Genomic DNA, 16,294 nt, shown 5'->3' on the forward strand with positions numbered 1-16,294 from the left:
TATCACAGTATGGCCGACGGAGAAACAACGGATACACGGCGGCTGAAGAGCGTTGGTCAGTCGTTCACTATTATCGAATACCTGCGGGAGGGCGAGGGGGCGACACTCTCGGAGCTGGCAGACGATCTCGAGTTGCCACCGAGTACGGCGCACATCCACCTCGCGACGCTCGTCGAGACCGGCTACGTGATCAAAGACGACGGGGAATACCGCTGTAGTTTTCGGTTCCTCGATACCGGGGGTCAAATGCGGGATCGCATGGCGCTCTATCAGGCGGCGAAGCCGGAGATCGACGATCTACGGCGGGATTCGGGCGAACACGCCAATATTACGGTTGAGGAGAACGGCTACTCGGTGCAGCTGTACAAATCCCAGAGCGCAGAGTCGATCGACGACAACGCGGAACTCGGTAAGCACCTCCACCTCCACTCGACCGCGACGGGCAAAGCAATACTCGCACAACTCTCCGATGCGGAGCTCGACGCTATCATCGAGAAACGGGGATTACCAGCAGTCACCGACAGCACGATCGCGGACAGGGGTGCACTGCTGGAGGAGCTAGCGGAGATTCGGGATCGAGGGTACTCGATCAACCGCGGGGAACACTTCCCCGGCGTCTGCGCCGTCGCAACTTCAATAACGTCGAAACCGGACGGTCTCATCGGTGCGATAAGCATCAGCGGCCCCCTTAGCCGGATGGGGAGCGATCGAATCGAAGACGAACTCGCTCCCGCGATTCTGGACAAAAAGAATATAATCGATCTGAAGATTCGGCAGTACGAGTGACCGTTGAATCGTTCGAAAACGGGAAAAGAGACCGTTCTGAGCGATGTCGAAACGTTTCACTGGTCTGATCACGTCCGGAATTCGTCCAGACACGAGCACACTGTCTTACACACATATGACTGTAACCCTTCTGTGTCGCGGGAAACGAAGACAGGTTCACGTATCGACGCCCCTCCGAAGTCGCTTTCAACAAGATTGAAACGACGTCGGCTCGGCCGCTCGAGTCACCGACCGATTCGTCCCACCTTCACCGATCCTCGCCGAAGCAGAGGCCGATACCGAGCTCGGTTCGGAACTCAATCTCGATCGGAGCGTTTTGCCGTGAAATGGACGAAATATGGCTAACTGGCCGAAACTATCATTTAGATATATTAGTTTAAGATTTAATATATCGATAACAACGGAACCCGGTCGAGGATCCACATTATCGGCTGAGCACAATACTCCTCTATAGGCAGTGTATGGTCCTGTTGTGGTGCCTCCTCGAGTCGACAGTGAGCGTCGTTCAAGACCTCGCCCGAACATCGGTACAATATTTAGTCACTTTTCACTCCTTTTATGACCAATATCGGCTGTTTTAGATCTCTATGATCTACAGACAGATTTTCTAACGGAAATATGGGGGCGTTTGACAATAAGTCCGAATATAAGAAATATTATATGATGTTGGAATGGTGATTTCTATAAACTACCTATTTCCATATATTATGTCGAAAGGGTATTTTGAGCTCTACTCGCTGAATCATACATCGCCACCGGACCGCGCGGCCAAGACGAGATCCCGCCGGGGTGAACGACGCGGGGGAACGCCGCTCCAGTCGGTCCGAACTGACGGTAACCGTCGCAAACCGTGGTCCCGGCAGAACGGTTTCTCGAGTCGGCTGAGGCGGGTATGAGTGGATCTATAACCTTTTACGTGGTCGCTACGGAGACGTATAGCATGCTTCCGATGACGATTTATCACGCACCGACGGACGGTGATCCCGATGGGTAACGAACCGAGCGAGCGGAGCGATCTCGGCATCGAAACCGACGGCGGCGTTCGCACGTACACCGTCCGCCTCGAGCTGGTCGACGAGCCCGGCGAGTTGCTCAACGCCCTTGCGCCGATCGCCGAGAACGGCGGCAATCTCATGAGCATTCACCACGAGCGCGGCAACATCACTCCGCGTGGCCACATTCCCGTCGAAGTCGATCTCGGCTGTCCGCCGGATCGGTTCGACGATATCGTCGAAAGTCTACGAAAGACCGGCGTCAACGTCATTCAGGCCGGCGCCGAGCGCTACGGCGAGGAGATCACGCTCGTTCTCATCGGCCATCTTATCGAAACCGATCTCTCGGAGACGATCTTGCAGATCGAGAACAAAGCCAGTGCGGCAGTCCTCGACGTCTCGCTGGCCGCGCCTGAAGGGACCAGAGACATCTCGAGCGCGCGATTCCGGCTCGCGATCGACTCCGGTCGGTCCGACGAAGTCTTCGAGACGATTCGCTCGATCGGGACGGAGAAGGAACTGACCGTCATCGAGCCGTTGATGGGGAGTGACGCGTAATGCGACTCGCTATCCTCGGAGCCGGTGACGTCGGCCGGTCGGTTGCTACCCTCGCCGGCGAGTACGGTCACGAGGTCGTCGCGCTCGCCGACTCGACGAACGCCGCGATCGACCCGAACGGTATCGACGTCGACAGCGCCGTCGGACGAAAGCTCGGTTCCGAACCGATCGGGAGGGACGATCCCGACGCGGTCTTCGAGACCGAGTACGACGCACTGGTCGAGGCCACGCCGACGACGCTCGGCGACGCCGAACCCGGCTTCTCCCACGTCGAGCGCGCGCTCGAGGCCGACCGCCACGCCGTGCTGGCGAACAAGGGGCCGGTCGCCGAACGTTACGAGGAACTGCGTGCGCTCGAGGCCGAGAGTGCCGGCTCGATCCGATTCGAGGCGACCGTCGGCGGCGCGATTCCGGTGGTGTCAACGATCGAAGACGCGGCCCCGAAAAACGTGACGGCGGTCCGAGGCGTGCTCAACGGCACCGTCAACTTCATCCTCAACCGGATGGCCGTCGAGGGGCTCGACTACGAGCACGTTCTCGCGGAAGCACAAGACCTTGGCGTCGTCGAGGCGGATCCCAGCTTCGACGTCGAGGGCACCGACGCCGCGCTCAAGTTCGTCATCCTGGCGAACGTCCTTGCAGACGGTGGGTTCGACCTCGGGGATGCAGCGGTTGACGGTATCGAGGGGATTCCCGGCAGCGCGCTCAACCTCGCCGCGGAGGACGGGCGCACGATTCGGCTCATTGGAGAAGCAACCCGAGAGGGCGTCCGCGTCGGGCCGCGGCTCGTCCCCGAGAACGGTGCGCTCGCGGTCGGCGGCACGCGCAACGTCGTCCAAATCGAGACCCGGAACGCGGGGTCGATACATGCGAGCGGTCGCGGAGCCGGCGGTCCCGAGACCGCGACGGCGATACTCTCAGATGTCGGCCGTCTCCCCTCCCGCTGAGCGATTTTCTCCCACGGAGCCACGTCACCTCCATATCCGAGTGACTGACGGCGGGCATCGAATACGAGACAGCAGTTCTCGAAATGCTTTTACGGAGAGGATTGGTAGTTCGTATCATGACTGCCGACGAGTTCGCCCTTGCCGCCACAACCAACGATCTCACACGGGAACCGAAAGCCCGGGAGAACGCGGATCTTATCGAATTTCGAATGGACAGTGCGGAGGAACCGATCGAACAGCTGCGCGACTACGACGGGGAACTGCCGATTCTCGCGACGAATCGATCGCGATGGTTCGGCGGCGAGGCGGCCGATCGGGGACGACTGGATCAGTTGATGGCGGCCGCCGAGTTCGACGCCGTCGAGCGGGTTGACATCGAACTCGAGACGGCGCGTGGAATGGAGTGGGTACTCAACGAGTTCCGTGAACAGGGCGTGGAACTGGTCATCTCCTTTCACGAATTCGAGGAGACCCCAGACCAGGCGACGCTCGACGCGATCATCGCAGAGTGCGATCGGTACGGCGATATCGCCAAGGTGGCCACGTACGCGGACGACCGATCCGACTGCCTGCGGATCCTCACGGCGATCGATACGGCGACCAGAAACGGAATTCGCGCGGCCGGGATCGCGATGGGCGAACTCGGCAGTCACACGCGAATCATCGGCCCGCTTTACGGCTCGAAACTCGGCTACGCGCCGCTCGAGTCGGACACCAGTGACTACGCGCCGGGTCAGGTCTCGCTGCACCGTCTCGATTCGCTGATCGAGATGGTCCGCGAGAGCGGGAAGAGCACCCGGTTGCTGCGTGAACTGGACGAGGAGTATCCGACTCAGCAGGAAGTCACGCAGACGGAGTGACTGTTCTCCCTCGACTCCGACAATAGACCGGACGAGCTATTCTAACTCGTTGTTCTGTTGCCCTGTGACTTCGGTCTCCGAGAAACCTAGATCCGTGCGCGCCGGCCCCGCGAAAGCCCACGCCGGGCCAGTACGACCGGCAAACTACTCGCGAGACTGGTGGCACGACTCGAGTGAACTGAAAAACAATCGAAATCGGAATGTTAAGGGCGGGGGTCCCCTACCATCCCCACGTACAATGACATGGCTCCGCGCGATCCTCGCTGCCGGCCTCTCGGTGATCATGCCCGGCGCAGGCCACGTCCTCATTCGCGATTGGCTTCGCGCCGCCGCCTTTGCCGGCCTCTTCTTCACGGCGAGCGCGCTCTTTCTCCCGATCGACCAGCTCACGGCGGCCGGGCCGATGACGAGCCTCGACCAGGCTCTCGAGCAGGCGACCGTCATGGCCGAGAACACCGACCCGATGGCCCAGTTCCTCCTCTCGTTTATCGCCCTGTTCGCCGCGATCGACGCGACTTTTCGCGCGCTCGGCTACTCTTCCGGCGGGGACACCGACGCGGACGGACCGACCTGTCCGGAGTGCGGGAAAGAGATCGACGAGGACCTCGAGTTCTGCCACTGGTGTACGACGCGACTCGAGCCCGTCGAGCCGGAGGCGGAGACGAACGACGCCTGAGACGGGCAGAAAACGGTTGCGACGTTACTTTTCGATGATGCTCTCTTCGACGGCCTCGCCGAAGTGACGGGCCGTGTCCTCGGCGTATAGCAGGATTTCGTCACCGGCCTCGAGATCGGTCACCGCCGTTCGCCCCTCCGCGGTGGCGACCTTGATCGTCTCGGCGTTCTGGAGCAGGGTCTCGACGCGGTCGCCGCTCTCGGTTTCGAGGGCGATCCGGAACATGGGTCGCTGCTCGATCTTGGCCCGGCCGACGATGGCCTCGCGGGTGTTGCCCGCGAGGTCGACGACCTGCACCTCGTCGCCGCTCTGGAGTTCGGAGAGGTACTTCGTGCCGCCGTCGGGCGTGCGGACGTAGGCGTGGACCGCACCCGCGTTGACCCGGAACGGGCGGGAGGCGACGTACGGCGATTCGGCGGTTTCGGCGTGGACGAACACCAGCCCGCGGCTCATCGAGCCCACGAGCATTCCCTCGTCGTGCTCGAGCAGGGTGCCGGTGTCGACGCAGACCCGATCCGCGCTGCCGGCCCGCTCGATGGCAAGTACCTCGGCGTACTCGAGGTCGAGACTCTCGCGTTCGGCCTCGTCGCGGACTTCAACCGTCCGTCGGATCTCGTCAGGGTCGTCCGAGTCGAGCAAGACCGCGTCGGATCCGATCTCGAGGGTTTCGAAGGCCGTCTTCGCCTCCTCGGCGCTGGTCACGCCCGCCACGAGGTCGGTCTCCTCGCCGATGCGGGCGATCAGGTTCTCGAGCGGGATGATCGTCCAGTCCTCGCCGACGACGATCGTGTGATCGGCCTCCGCGGCGGCGGTTTCGGCGAAGCGCTCGTACTCCTTGCCCAGAATGCGGACGTACGCGCCCCGATCGAAGTCGCCCTTGCGCCGCAGCGTCGAGAGATCCGCCGAGCCGGAGAAGTCCTCGGGGAGGTCGATCGTCGCGTCGCCCTCGCCGTCCTTGCCGACGACCATCGCGTCCGCCTGCGGGGCCGACACGGCGTCATCGCTTTCGGCGTCCGCTTCGGCGTCGTCGATGTCGTCGACCAGCGTCACGTCGCCGTCGGTCCGGAACGCCGCGACGTTGATGTCGCCGAGTTCGCGAACGCGCGCGACGTCGTCTTCGTCGACCAGTACCCAGTCCGCACCCGCCTCGAGCGCGGCGGTGATCCGCGCTCGGCGGTCGTCCCAGTCGCCGACGGTGTCGTCGGCTTTTACCCAGACAGATCGCGTCATGAATCGACCCTCGAAGGGAACCGGCTTGAACGTGGCGGATCAGGCAGGGGGACGGATCGACCGGCAGCCGTCGACGGGAGCGGCTGTACCACCCCCGCGTCGGCGGCCCGTCATCACAGTTACTGTGACCATGATTGTAACGACACTCACGACAATCTCGATAGTAACGATAGTAACGATACTTTCTTAGAAGTCGATAATACCCGTCCGGCCGAGCGTTCAGTCATGGGTCAGCGCCGCCTCGAGACGAACGTCGAACTGACGATCGACCGTATCGCCCGTCGGCTCGAGGTGGAGTCCGCGGCCGACGTCGCTCGAGCGGTGTTCGAGCACGCGGGCCAGATGGCGACGCTCGAGTACGGCCGATCGGCGGCCGTGCTGGGTGCCGTCCGGCTCGCGTGTCGCCGTACCGGCGTCGGCGAACCCGACCGCGAGCGGGTCGCGGAGACGTTCGACGTCGATCCCGCTCGAGTCGTCGCGGCCGACGAACTGCTGGCACGATACCTGTGCCCGCCCGCCGATGCCGACGAGATCCGGTCGCTTCGCCGGACCCTCGTCGTGGCGCAGGAAGTGCTGGCTGCGGTCGAGCGCGGCCGCAACGCTGGCCCCGAGCTTCCGGGCTCGCGCCTCGCTGACGCCGCGCCCTTCCTGCTCGCTCGCGCGAGCAGCCACCTCGATTCCCGCACCGACCGCGAGGTCCCGGGGCTCGACGCGGCCGCCCTTCGCGATCACATCGAGCGGCTCGAGGCCGACCTCGAGCTCGCTCGGCTGGGCACGAGGCTCTACACCTTGGTCCACCGCGAGGACTGAGCCGTCTCCGTCTTAGTCACAGTCACGGTCCCATCCCGTGTCGCCCTCGCCAGCGGCACTTTCCCCACTGGCGCTCCTCCTCCCCGAGCTGTTCCCCCTCCCCGCTGGCACGTCCTATCGGGGCTCGCTGCCGTCGTCCATAAGCTTGTGATGGAACGCGCGATAGGCGTTCTCGCCCCGCTCGGTCAACTCGACCACGCGCCGGCGACCGACCGACTCGATCGTGACGTAGCCGTCCTCGGCGAGCGGCTCGAGGACGTGGGTATCCAACACCCGAAACGCGCCTTTGTCCTCGCCGGTCCGCTCGTCGGGCGAGCGGCGATCGGCCATGAAGGAGAGTTCGCGCTCGCGGGCGTACTCGATGAGGTCTTTCTTCTTGGGCGGTGCCGTCCGATTGTCGTGGAACCCCTCCCATGCGGCTGGATCGGCAAGGAACTCCATGATCGCGACCTGGTCGCGCGTCGGTGATTCGATCGGATAGATTGGAACCTGCTCCATCTCGTCGAGACCGAAGGAGATGGGCTCGCGGGTCCCGTCGTGTGCGTACTCCGACGGCTCGACGTAGTAGGCGTGGGCGTCGGTCGAGACGTCCATGCACGCGATCGTCGCGCCGATCGCCGGGATCGTGCCCGCTCCGGAGACGTTGACGTACACCTGATCGTCGGCGTGGATGTCGGCGATCGTCGTCACGTCGCCGAGCACCGCGTAGACGTCCGTCAGATCGCACTCCCAGGTCCGGACCTCGGGGACGATCGACTCGAGTTCGGCACGCAACTCGTCGTGATAGTCCGCGTCCGCGGTCGCGTTCCGCGCGGTGGTTCCATTATCTCCCTCGTCCGTTCGTTCAGTACCCGTTCCCGCATCGTCCGCCCCGTCGTCCTCGAGCAGGTAGACCAGATCGGCCCGCTGGTCCCGGATCGGCTCGAGGATCCGATCGAACTCGTAGCCCAGCGGCACGACGTGCACTCGCTTGACGACCTCCATACACCACACGGCGTGTCAACGAGAATAACTGCTGTGGAATCGCCGCTAGGGACTCGAGTCGAGCCCAATCAGCCGGCGGGTTTCTGCTCCCCGATCAAACCACCGGTCGGGTGGGAATGAAAGGGGCGACGCGCTCGTCGAGCGAAGCGACGCAAGAACCGCAACCGAGCGCAGCGAGGTGAGGATCGCAGCGAGCTGTAGCCGACGAGCGCGTCGGGGCTTTCAGGCTGTTCGTAGCGGTACTGATTGGAAGTATAGAACCCTCATCTGGTCGGCGAAACGTTGAGAACACCCCCGCTCATAGAACAGAGCAGATGGCCGCCTACGACGCGATCTGTTTCGATCTCGATTCCACCCTCTGCGAGCCGACCCGGGACGCCGCGACCGTCCTCGAGTCGACGTTCGAGCGCGCCGGCTGCGAGCAGTTCTGTACGCCCGCGGATCTCCGAGCCGCGGTGCCCGAGCTGCCGACGGCCGAGACGGACCGGGAGTTCTACGAACACCTCTTTACCGAAGTCGCAGGGCGCGCCGGGGTCGATTCCGGTATCGCCCCGACGCTCGCCGCGGCACACCTCGAGGTGCAGGACCCGACCGCCGTCGAGTTCCGACCCGGCGCGGAAGCCGCGCTCGAGCGCGCTCGCGATCTGGGTCGGGTCGGCCTCATCACCAACGGCGGGCGACCGACGCAGACGCGGAAACTCGAGGCGCTCGGCATCGCGGACGCCTTCGACGTTCGGGTGTTTACGGAGCCGAGCGCGGGCATCCTTCCGAAGCCGAACGCGGCCCCCTTCGAACGCGCGCTCGCCGAACTCGAGGTCGCGCCCGACGCGGCGATCCACGTCGGCGACTCGCTCCACGCCGATATCGCGGGTGCCAACGCGATGGGACTCGATTCGGCCTGGCTGGATACCGGCCGCGACGAGGGCCCCGACGAGCACGTGCCGACCTACGAACTCGCGTCGCTCGAGGCGTTCGAGACGATCGTCTAGAGAGGCGCGACCGCCGCGCTATTCGTCCGGCAGGAGGTCCGTGTGTACCAGCGCGCGGTACTGGGTATCGGTCCCCTCCTCGAGTCGCTTGAGCAGCGCCGCCGCGTCCGGGAAGGTCTCGGGGAGGTCGAACGGGTCGTCGTCGTCCTCGTCGCGTTGCTTGCAGAACTTGACGAACGCCAGCAGATTCTCGTAGGCACCGATTCGGGCGTAGACGACCCCGATATCTCGCTCGATCGTTTCGTCCCAGGTTTCGATCATTGGTTCGATCGCCTCGCGGGGCCGGCTCATCTGGTCGGCCAGTTCGTCGGCGTCGACGCCACCCTCGCCGACCAGCCCGTCGAAGACCGACTGGAGGTCGCCGCTCGCGTCCGCCAGCGGCGGCGCGTCCGCTTCGGTCGCGAGCAACTCGGCGAACGCCGCCACCTCTTCCCGACGGACCGCGACGGGGTAGACGAAGTCGTGCGTCTCTTTCGGGAGCGCGTAGGACTTGCCCTCGACGCCCTGTTCGCCGGGCTCTGAATTACCCAGCATCAACTCGAGTATTCCCATACTCGAAACAGGTCGTGTGAGGCGAATAAGTGTTCCGCGGTCGACTAGGCGTCGTTGGAAGCAGCCATCCCATCTCGTTACGGATTGACACCATCCTGAAAGCCCCTTCCGCGCTCGACTCCCAGGACTCGCTGTCGTTCGAGAGAGCTTTGCTCTCTCGTGACTGAGCGAATCGGAGCTAAGCGGGAGCGAAGCTCCCGCGAGGTCAGCGGGACTACGGTCCTGCCAGAATTCGCGAGGTCAGCGAGACCGGAGGTCTCGCTTGATGACGAAAGGCGCGGAGCGCCTTTCGAACCATGCTCCTCAGTCACTCGCTGCGCTCGCTCCGTCCGGTGCTTGCGTCGTCCGGGTTCGCCGAGCGCGGAAGCCCCTTTCATCCCCACCCAGCTGTGGGTCGCTACGGATGCTATCGCATAATTCGAGACTAAAATAGTTGTATCCCGGTTCACTACCAGTCGTCGCCGAGCGCCGCTTTCGCGCCGCCGTAGCCGCTCGCGGTCGTCCACGTTCGACCGCTGGCCGCGTGTTCGACCTCGAGGGCCCCGCCGCAGGCACCACAGCGGTACTGATCGGGTGACTTCACCGGCTTCGAAGCGCGGTGGCGCTTCGCTCGCCAGTCGCAGTCGGCCGTGAGACACCGGAGGACGTAGCGGGGCTCGGTGAACGCCTCGCAGTAGCGCGGGGCCTCGAGCGCCGCGGCTCGCTCGCGAAACCGCGAGCCGTGTCCGGACTCGCCGAAGCGCTGGAACTCCCACGCGTGGACGAGTTCGTGGCGGACGATTTCGGCGAACGCAGGCCACTCGTACTCCTCGTAGGCCTTCCGAGCGAGGACGATCGTCGCCACCTCGCGGTCGGCGTGCCAGCGACACGCCCCCGCCCGGCGGCGCGCTCGCGTCGACACCTCCCACTCGAGGGCTCCGAGATCGACCGCCAGTTCGTACTCGGCGACGACTTCGCGGGCGTGAATCCGCGCTCGCGCGACGATCTCGTCAGCGAGCGTGTACTCCTCGCCGTCGGTCACAGGCTCGAGAAGACGGACCGCCGCCGAAATTCTTCCGATTAGACGAACCACGTGTGATGAACCGCGCGGTGCTGCGCGGTAAGTTAATAACTCAATCCGAACCTTTTGTTATGATTGGCATAGGAAACGCCGTTTAATAGCAGCCGAATTAATAGGCCCGACCCGATGAGTTCGACCTACGATGAGTCACAACGAGTCGGCGCACAGCCACGACGACTCGCACGACGGCCACGACCACGGCGGCCACAGTCACGACCATGGCGGCCATAGCCACGGCGGCGGGTCGACGAGCAGCCGCAAGCTCGCCGCCGTATCGCTGATCAACGTCGTCGGCTTCGTCGTCGAGCTCGCGGGCGGGCTGGCCTTCGGCTCGGTCGCGCTCATCAGCGACGCCATCCACATGCTGTTCGACGCGCTCGCGTACGTGATGGCCTTCGCCGCCGCCCACGTCGCCGAACACTACGGCGAGGGGGACCGCTGGTCGTACGGCCTCCACCGCCTCGAGCCGTTCGCCGCCTTCCTGAACGGACTGCTCCTCCTGCCGATGGTCGGCTTCATCCTCTGGGAGTCCTATCAGCGGTTCTTAGAGCCCGTGGCCATCGGTGCCGTCCCGACGATCGCCATCGCCATCGGCGGGCTGCTGGTCAATATCGGCTCGGTCTACGTCCTCCACGGCGACGCGATGAGCCTCAACGAGAAAGGGGCGTTCTACCACCTGCTGGGTGACGCCGGCGGCTCGGTCGCCGTCATCGTCTCCGTCGTCGCCATCGAGGTGACCGGCATCAGCGTCATCGATCCGCTCACCGCAGCGCTCATCGCCGCCGTCGTGGCCTGGTCGGCGATCGCCGTGTTGCGCGGCAGCAGCGAGATCTTCTTCCTCAAGACGCCCCTCGAGAGCGACGACATTCGAGCGCACCTCTGCGAGATAGAGGGCGTCACTCGCGTCGACGACTTCCACGCCTGGCAGATCTGCAGCCAGATCACGGTCGCGACGGTCCACGTCGAAACGGACGTCGAACTGATGGCGGACGCCGAGGCGGTCGTCCGCCGCGTCCACGACGAACTCGCCCATCACGGCGTCGATCACGCCACGGTCGAGTTGTGTCCGCGCTACGCCGACCGCGACGTCCATCTCGATACGCACTGTCACTGAGCGACCCAACAGCTGCCGTGAGCGCTGAGAGTGCCCGCTGCAGAAAAGACGGGAGACGGGCAGATCTAGATCTCGAGCGCCAGTCCCGCTTCGGCCAGCGCCTCGTCGGTCGAGAGATCGTCGTGAACGACGCCGGCGACCGCCCGCGCGATGGCTTCGGGGTCCTCGTGCTGGAAGATCGAGCGTCCCATCGAGACGCCGGCGCCGCCGGCGTCCATCACGCCGCGGACCATTTCGATCGTCTGGCGGTCGGTTCCCTTCGAGCCGCCGGCGATGACCACCGGAAGCCGGGTCGACTCGACGACGTGCTGGAAGCTCTCGGCGTCGCCGCTATATCCCGTTTTGACGATGTCCGCGCCCAGTTCTTCGGCGAGGCGGACCGCGTGGCCCAGCGCCTCGGGGTCCTCGGGATCGACGCCGGGACCGCGAGCGTAGGCCATCGCGAGGACAGGCATGCCGAAGCGCTCGGCCGTCTCGGTGACTTCCGAGAGCTGGGTAAGCTGGTCGGGTTCGCGGTCGGAGCCGACGTTGATGTGGAAGGAGACGGCGTCGGCACCGACCCGGATCGCTTCTTCGACGGTGCCCGTCATGCGCTTGTCCTCCTCGTCGGGCCCGATCGTCGTCGAGCCGTTGAGGTGGACGATGTAGCCCCGTCCGTTCTTGTTGTCGTGGACGCGGGGCGCGACTCCCTTCTGCGTGAGGACCGCGTCGGCCCCCCCGCTCGTCACGCCGTCGATGGTCGATTCGATGTCTTTCAGTCCCTGGACGGCACCCATCGTGATGCCGTGGTCCATTGGGACGATCACGTACGATCCGTCCGTCCCGATTCGCTCGAGTCGTGCGTCAGTTCCGGTGGTCATTGCGGGAGTGTAGCAAGCTTGTAGTTATGGGTGTTCTGTTTCCGGTGGATCTTCCGCCGCGTCGGCCGCGACGTCAGTCGCGCCGCGACGCGCGCCGCGTTTGAGTTCGCGGGCTTTCGCCTCGAGTGCGTCGACCGCCTCCTCGGGCGTCCGGCTCGATGCAATTATGTCGACGAGCGCGCTGCCGACGATGACGCCATCTGCGCCCGCCTCGATGATTTCGGCGGCGTGGTCGCCCTCGCTGACGCCGAAGCCGACCGCCTTGGGTACGTCGTACTCGGACAGCCGCGCGAGGCTGTCGTGGGTCGCACTCGAGACGTTCGCGCGCGCGCCGGTCGTCCCGAGGCGGGCTTGAACGTACGCGAAGCCCGAGACCTGCGACATGATGGTATCGAGACGCTCGCCCTCGGTCGTCGGCGCGATGATGAACACGAGATCGAGCCCGTTGTCGTCACAGGCCTCGCGCAGCGGATCGGCCTCCTCGGCGGGCAGGTCGGGAACGATGATCCCCGAGAGGCCGGCCTCGGCGGCCCGCTCCACGAACGGCCTTACGTCGGGCTCGTCTCCAAATTGGAGAATCATGTTGTAGTACGTCATCACCAGCAGCGGTGCGTCCGTCTCGAGATCGTCGACCAACTCGAAGAAGCCCGCAGGAGTCGTGCCGGCCTCGAGCGCGCGGTTGATCGCGGCCTGGATCGTCGACCCTTCCGCGATCGGTTCCGAAAAGGGGAGTCCGAGTTCGATCAGGTCCGAGCCGCCGCGGTCGAGCGCCTCGACGGACGCCTTGGTGTCCTCGAGCGACGGATCGCCCGCGGTGATGTAGGTGATCAGCGCTGGGTGGTCCCCGCGGATGGCGGCTTCGACGTCGCTGTCGTACTCAACCGAGGCGTCAGTGTCGCTCGCGGGTCGCTTCGCTCCCCGCTCGTCGTTCCGAGGATCTCCTCCCTCCGGTTGTCGATCCTCGTCGCTCATTGGTCGAACACCTCGACTTCGGGTGCGGCCTCGAGATCGCGTTTCTCGGTCTCCTCGAGCACGGTCTCCAAGTCCTTGTCGCCGCGGCCGGAGACGTTGACGACGACGATGTCGCCGAGATTCTCGTGGGCCTCCTCTAGGTATCCCAGCGCGTGACTCGACTCGAGGGCCGGAATGATCCCCTCGAGTCGCGAGAGTCGGTGGAAGCCGTTGAGCGCGTCCTCGTCGTCGACGCTCGCGGGCGTCACGCGGCTCGTCTCGACGAGATGTGACAGTTCGGGGCCGACGCCGGCGTAGTCGAGCCCCGCGCTGACGCTGTGGGATTCCATGATCTGGCCGTCGCCGCTCTGGAGGAGCTTCGTCATCGCGCCGTGGAGGACGCCGTCGGTGCCCGTCGAGAGCGTCGCGGAGTTGGGCGCGAGGCCCTCGTCCTCGTCGATCTCGAGGCTCGAGCCGCCGGCCTCGACGGCGTAGAGGTCGACCTCGTCATCGGGAACGAACGCGTGGAAGGTCCCCATCGTGTTCGAGCCGCCGCCGGCGCAGGCGACGACGCTGTCGGGCAGTCGACCCGCCTTCTCCCGAATCTGTTTCCGAGCCTCGTCGCCGATCACTGCCTGAAAGTCCCGGACCATCTGCGGGAACGGGTGGGGACCGACGACCGAGCCGATCACGTAGTGGGTCCGCTCGACGGTGGTCGCCCAGTCGCGCATCGTCTCGTTGATCGCCTCCTTCAGGGTCCCGCTACCGGCCTCGACCGGGTTCACCTCGGCCCCGTTCATCCGCATCCGGTACACGTTGGGCCGCTGGCGATTGACGTCCGTCCGGCCCATGTAAATCTCGCAGGGCATGTCGAGGTGGGCCGCGGCCATCGCCGTCGCGGTGCCGTGTTGGCCCGCACCGGTCTCGGCGATGATCCGTTCTTTGCCCATGTACTTGGCCAGAAGGACCTGCCCGAGTGCGTTGTTGAGTTTGTGCGCGCCGCCGTGGACGAGATCCTCCCGCTTGAGGTAGATTTCGCGGTCGTAGCGCTCGCTCAGCCGGTCCGCGCGCTGGAGCGGCGTCGGCCGGCCGCCGAAATCGCGCAGCCGCTCGCGGAACTCATCCATGAAGCCGTCCTCGTTCTCGAGGACGTAGCGCTCGTAGGCGTCCTCGAGTTCCTGGAGCGCCGGCATCAGCGCCTCGGGGACGTACTGGCCGCCGTAGTCGCCGAACGTGCCGGTGCGTCCGGGCTCGCTCTCGCCGTCGTGTTCGCGTTCCGTGCTCATGTGTGGGTGTCTCCGTCGTGCTCGCTCATGTCTGGTCCGTCTCCGTCCTCGAGTCCGTTGACGCCGTCGCCTCCGCTGATTCCGCCCGTGTCAGTCGCCGCGTGTTCTCCGTCACGTCGCTGTCGCCCGCGCCGTGGTCCATGATCGCGCTGCCGACCAGCAGGGCGTCGGCACCGGCCGCGCGCATCCGCCGGACGTCGGCCGGCGACGACACCCCGCTCTCGGCGATCAGGGTTACGTCGTTCGGAACCTCGGGCGCGACCGACTCGAAGGTTTCGAGGTCGACCTCGAGGTTCGCGAGATCGCGATTGTTCACGCCGATAATCTCCGCCCCCGCCTCGAGTGCGGTCTCGAGTTCCGCGCGGTCGTGGACCTCAACGAGTGGTTGAAAGCCGCGCTCGCGGGCGGCGGCGACGAGCCCCTCGAGATCGTCCACGAATCTGACGATCAACAACAAGAGATCCGCTGCGACGACGTCGATTCCGTCCTCGTCGAGGACGAAGTCCTTGCGCAGGACGGGGACGTCGACGGCCGCTCGAATGCGGGTCAGCGCTTCGGACGAGCCGCCGAAGTGAGTCGGTTCCGTCAGGACGGAGATCGCCGCCGCGCCGCCCTCGACCATCGCTTCGGCCAGTTCGACGGGATCGTCGGCTCGAGTTCCCTCAGCCGTCGGACTCGTCGGTTTCACCTCCGCGATTACCGGGATTCGCCCGTCGGCCTCGGCGTCGGCCAGCGCATCGGGCAACGAGCGTGCGTCCACGTCGACGACTCCGCCGCCGCCAGCGCGCTCCCGGGCGGCCTCGAGTATCGACTGCACCGCGGGAGCGAGCTCCGTATCGGAGTTCATTATTGTACATCGACGTACTCATATGTACATAAGACTTGCGCCATCGCGATGCGTCGGTCGACGAGCAGCGACGAACGGGCTCGGATCCTGTCCTCCTTCTAGAGGAACAGCGTCCGAGGGACCCAATACACCGGCGGCGAAACGGACACGGAACACGAAAACAAAACGGAGTATCGGGAGCGTGCGAGACCGCACCGGTTCGGTCGCTCGCGGGTGTGCAGTCTCAGTCGGAGAAGAGACCTCGTACGGCCCGCCATCGAACCGGCCGCGGGCGCTTACCGCACCTCGTCGCACCGTTTGCGCCGCCGTTCTCGCCGACGTAGCGCTACCCGAGTTGGTAGGGTTCGTCTTCATCCTCGTCGTCTAACTCGTCGAGTAGCAGCACTTCCTCTTCCTCGTCCTCGAGGCGGTCCTGCAGGTCGTTGACGTACCCCTTGTACTCGTCGAGTTGCTCCCGGAGGTGCTCGGCCTCGAGTTCCAGTCGCTCGTGTTCGCGGATGAAGCGCTTCGGGACTTCGACGGTCGGCGGGAACGAGACGTCCTCCTCGTCGCCCGCTGCGGCGGTCCGAGCCTGTAGCTCGGTTTCGGGAACGACCTCGACCTGACCGTCGTGTTCGACGAGCTGGTCGACGTAATCCCGGAAGACGGCGGACAGCGAGATATCGCGCTCCTCGGCGATCGCCTGGAGCGCCTCGAACGCGTCCTCGTTGACCCGAAACGAGATGGTCTTGTTCTTGTTCCCCATGATACCCCTAGTCGTCCGTCACGACACTTAACCATTTGTCAGACGAG

The 16,294-nt window shown here is 64.7% G+C and carries 17 protein-coding genes; 8 read left to right on the plus strand and 9 right to left on the minus strand.

The window, feature by feature from the left end:
• Positions 1–9 precede the first annotated feature (9 nt).
• The 5 genes from LDH74_RS19305 (at position 10) to LDH74_RS19325 (ending at position 4,819) form a co-directional block, all read left to right on the plus strand.
• Positions 10–786 (plus strand): IclR family transcriptional regulator, encoded by a 777-nt coding sequence (locus LDH74_RS19305; RefSeq protein ID WP_226040288.1) that lies wholly within the window; start codon positions 10–12, stop codon positions 784–786.
• Positions 787–1,772: 986 nt separating this feature from the next.
• Entirely contained in the window at positions 1,773–2,336 is a 564-nt protein-coding gene (locus tag LDH74_RS19310) for an amino acid-binding protein (RefSeq protein WP_226040289.1), read from the plus strand.
• Positions 2,336–3,283: a homoserine dehydrogenase gene (locus LDH74_RS19315; protein ID WP_226040290.1), complete on the plus strand. Its 948-nt coding sequence runs from the start codon at positions 2,336–2,338 to the stop codon at positions 3,281–3,283. Before LDH74_RS19310 ends, LDH74_RS19315 begins: the two co-directional genes overlap by 1 nt.
• A 116-nt stretch (positions 3,284–3,399) precedes the next feature.
• The gene (locus LDH74_RS19320) at positions 3,400–4,143 is read left to right on the plus strand and encodes a type I 3-dehydroquinate dehydratase (protein WP_226040291.1); all 744 of its coding nucleotides are present in this window, start codon (positions 3,400–3,402) and stop codon (positions 4,141–4,143) included.
• A 238-nt stretch (positions 4,144–4,381) separates the two neighbouring features.
• A complete protein-coding gene (locus LDH74_RS19325; protein WP_226040292.1) occupies positions 4,382–4,819 on the plus strand; it encodes a zinc ribbon domain-containing protein in 438 nt (145 codons plus the stop codon).
• 24 nt (positions 4,820–4,843) lie between these two features.
• Here LDH74_RS19325 and LDH74_RS19330 read toward each other — a convergent pair whose 3' ends face one another.
• Positions 4,844–6,049, minus strand: coding sequence for a 3-dehydroquinate synthase II (locus tag LDH74_RS19330; protein WP_226040293.1), 1,206 nt, complete (start codon positions 6,047–6,049; stop codon positions 4,844–4,846).
• Positions 6,050–6,274: 225 nt separating this feature from the next.
• Here LDH74_RS19330 and LDH74_RS19335 point away from each other — a divergent pair, with 225 nt between their 5' ends.
• Positions 6,275–6,859 (plus strand): hypothetical protein, encoded by a 585-nt coding sequence (locus tag LDH74_RS19335; RefSeq protein WP_226040294.1) that lies wholly within the window; start codon positions 6,275–6,277, stop codon positions 6,857–6,859.
• A gap of 114 nt (positions 6,860–6,973) precedes the next feature.
• Here the strand turns inward: LDH74_RS19335 and LDH74_RS19340 are convergent, their stop codons facing one another.
• Positions 6,974–7,843, minus strand: coding sequence for a DUF6293 family protein (locus LDH74_RS19340; RefSeq protein ID WP_226040295.1), 870 nt, complete (start codon positions 7,841–7,843; stop codon positions 6,974–6,976).
• Between the two features lie 314 nt (positions 7,844–8,157).
• On the opposite strand from LDH74_RS19340, the gene LDH74_RS19345 reads away from it, so the two are divergent.
• Positions 8,158–8,832, plus strand: a complete 675-nt coding sequence (locus tag LDH74_RS19345) for an HAD family hydrolase (protein WP_226040296.1) — start codon at positions 8,158–8,160, stop codon at positions 8,830–8,832.
• An 18-nt stretch (positions 8,833–8,850) separates the two neighbouring features.
• Here LDH74_RS19345 and LDH74_RS19350 read toward each other — a convergent pair whose 3' ends face one another.
• Both LDH74_RS19350 and LDH74_RS19355 read right to left on the minus strand, forming a co-directional pair.
• Positions 8,851–9,384 carry a hypothetical protein gene (locus LDH74_RS19350; RefSeq protein ID WP_226040297.1) on the minus strand — a complete coding sequence of 178 codons (534 nt, stop codon included), beginning with the start codon at positions 9,382–9,384 and terminating at the stop codon, positions 8,851–8,853.
• A gap of 448 nt (positions 9,385–9,832) precedes the next feature.
• Positions 9,833–10,405, minus strand: coding sequence for a SprT-like domain-containing protein (locus tag LDH74_RS19355; RefSeq protein ID WP_226040298.1), 573 nt, complete (start codon positions 10,403–10,405; stop codon positions 9,833–9,835).
• A gap of 181 nt (positions 10,406–10,586) precedes the next feature.
• Between LDH74_RS19355 and LDH74_RS19360 the strand changes: the two genes are divergently transcribed.
• Entirely contained in the window at positions 10,587–11,558 is a 972-nt protein-coding gene (locus LDH74_RS19360; protein ID WP_226040299.1) for a cation diffusion facilitator family transporter, read from the plus strand.
• Positions 11,559–11,623: 65 nt separating this feature from the next.
• Here the strand turns inward: LDH74_RS19360 and LDH74_RS19365 are convergent, their stop codons facing one another.
• The 5 genes from LDH74_RS19365 to LDH74_RS19385 all read right to left on the minus strand — a co-directional run bounded on the left by LDH74_RS19365 (position 11,624) and on the right by LDH74_RS19385 (position 16,247).
• Positions 11,624–12,418 carry a 2-amino-3,7-dideoxy-D-threo-hept-6-ulosonate synthase gene (locus tag LDH74_RS19365; protein WP_226040300.1) on the minus strand — a complete coding sequence of 265 codons (795 nt, stop codon included), beginning with the start codon at positions 12,416–12,418 and terminating at the stop codon, positions 11,624–11,626.
• Between the two features lie 24 nt (positions 12,419–12,442).
• A complete protein-coding gene (gene trpA, locus LDH74_RS19370) occupies positions 12,443–13,390 on the minus strand; it encodes a tryptophan synthase subunit alpha (protein WP_226040301.1) in 948 nt (315 codons plus the stop codon).
• Complete coding sequence (gene trpB / locus LDH74_RS19375; protein WP_226040302.1) at positions 13,387–14,655, minus strand: tryptophan synthase subunit beta; 1,269 nt, start codon at positions 14,653–14,655, stop codon at positions 13,387–13,389. The genes trpA and trpB overlap by 4 nt, the downstream gene beginning before the upstream one ends.
• 25 nt (positions 14,656–14,680) lie before the next feature.
• Positions 14,681–15,502 (minus strand): indole-3-glycerol phosphate synthase, encoded by an 822-nt coding sequence (gene trpC, locus LDH74_RS19380; RefSeq protein ID WP_226040303.1) that lies wholly within the window; start codon positions 15,500–15,502, stop codon positions 14,681–14,683.
• Between the two features lie 325 nt (positions 15,503–15,827).
• Positions 15,828–16,247, minus strand: a complete 420-nt coding sequence (locus tag LDH74_RS19385; protein WP_226040304.1) for a ribbon-helix-helix protein, CopG family — start codon at positions 16,245–16,247, stop codon at positions 15,828–15,830.
• Positions 16,248–16,294 lie beyond the last annotated feature (47 nt).

Source organism: Natrinema sp. DC36 (assembly GCF_020405225.1).
Lineage (GTDB): Archaea > Halobacteriota > Halobacteria > Halobacteriales > Natrialbaceae > Natrinema.

What these genes read in the sequence shown, in the direction of transcription:
- LDH74_RS19365 (WP_226040300.1), bottom strand. Translation starts at nt 12,418, where the DNA reads ATGACCACCGGAACTGACGCACGACTCGAGCGAATCGGGACGGACGGA.
- LDH74_RS19330 (WP_226040293.1), bottom strand. Translation starts at nt 6,049, where the DNA reads ATGACGCGATCTGTCTGGGTAAAAGCCGACGACACCGTCGGCGACTGG.
- LDH74_RS19340 (WP_226040295.1), bottom strand. Translation starts at nt 7,843, where the DNA reads ATGGAGGTCGTCAAGCGAGTGCACGTCGTGCCGCTGGGCTACGAGTTC.
- LDH74_RS19325 (WP_226040292.1), top strand. Translation starts at nt 4,382, where the DNA reads ATGACATGGCTCCGCGCGATCCTCGCTGCCGGCCTCTCGGTGATCATG.
- LDH74_RS19320 (WP_226040291.1), top strand. Translation starts at nt 3,400, where the DNA reads ATGACTGCCGACGAGTTCGCCCTTGCCGCCACAACCAACGATCTCACA.
- trpA (WP_226040301.1), bottom strand. Translation starts at nt 13,390, where the DNA reads ATGAGCGACGAGGATCGACAACCGGAGGGAGGAGATCCTCGGAACGAC.
- trpC (WP_226040303.1), bottom strand. Translation starts at nt 15,502, where the DNA reads ATGAACTCCGATACGGAGCTCGCTCCCGCGGTGCAGTCGATACTCGAG.
- LDH74_RS19385 (WP_226040304.1), bottom strand. Translation starts at nt 16,247, where the DNA reads ATGGGGAACAAGAACAAGACCATCTCGTTTCGGGTCAACGAGGACGCG.
- trpB (WP_226040302.1), bottom strand. Translation starts at nt 14,655, where the DNA reads ATGAGCACGGAACGCGAACACGACGGCGAGAGCGAGCCCGGACGCACC.
- LDH74_RS19350 (WP_226040297.1), bottom strand. Translation starts at nt 9,384, where the DNA reads ATGGGAATACTCGAGTTGATGCTGGGTAATTCAGAGCCCGGCGAACAG.
- LDH74_RS19305 (WP_226040288.1), top strand. Translation starts at nt 10, where the DNA reads ATGGCCGACGGAGAAACAACGGATACACGGCGGCTGAAGAGCGTTGGT.
- LDH74_RS19315 (WP_226040290.1), top strand. Translation starts at nt 2,336, where the DNA reads ATGCGACTCGCTATCCTCGGAGCCGGTGACGTCGGCCGGTCGGTTGCT.
- LDH74_RS19345 (WP_226040296.1), top strand. Translation starts at nt 8,158, where the DNA reads ATGGCCGCCTACGACGCGATCTGTTTCGATCTCGATTCCACCCTCTGC.
- LDH74_RS19335 (WP_226040294.1), top strand. Translation starts at nt 6,275, where the DNA reads ATGGGTCAGCGCCGCCTCGAGACGAACGTCGAACTGACGATCGACCGT.
- LDH74_RS19310 (WP_226040289.1), top strand. Translation starts at nt 1,773, where the DNA reads ATGGGTAACGAACCGAGCGAGCGGAGCGATCTCGGCATCGAAACCGAC.
- LDH74_RS19360 (WP_226040299.1), top strand. Translation starts at nt 10,587, where the DNA reads ATGAGTCACAACGAGTCGGCGCACAGCCACGACGACTCGCACGACGGC.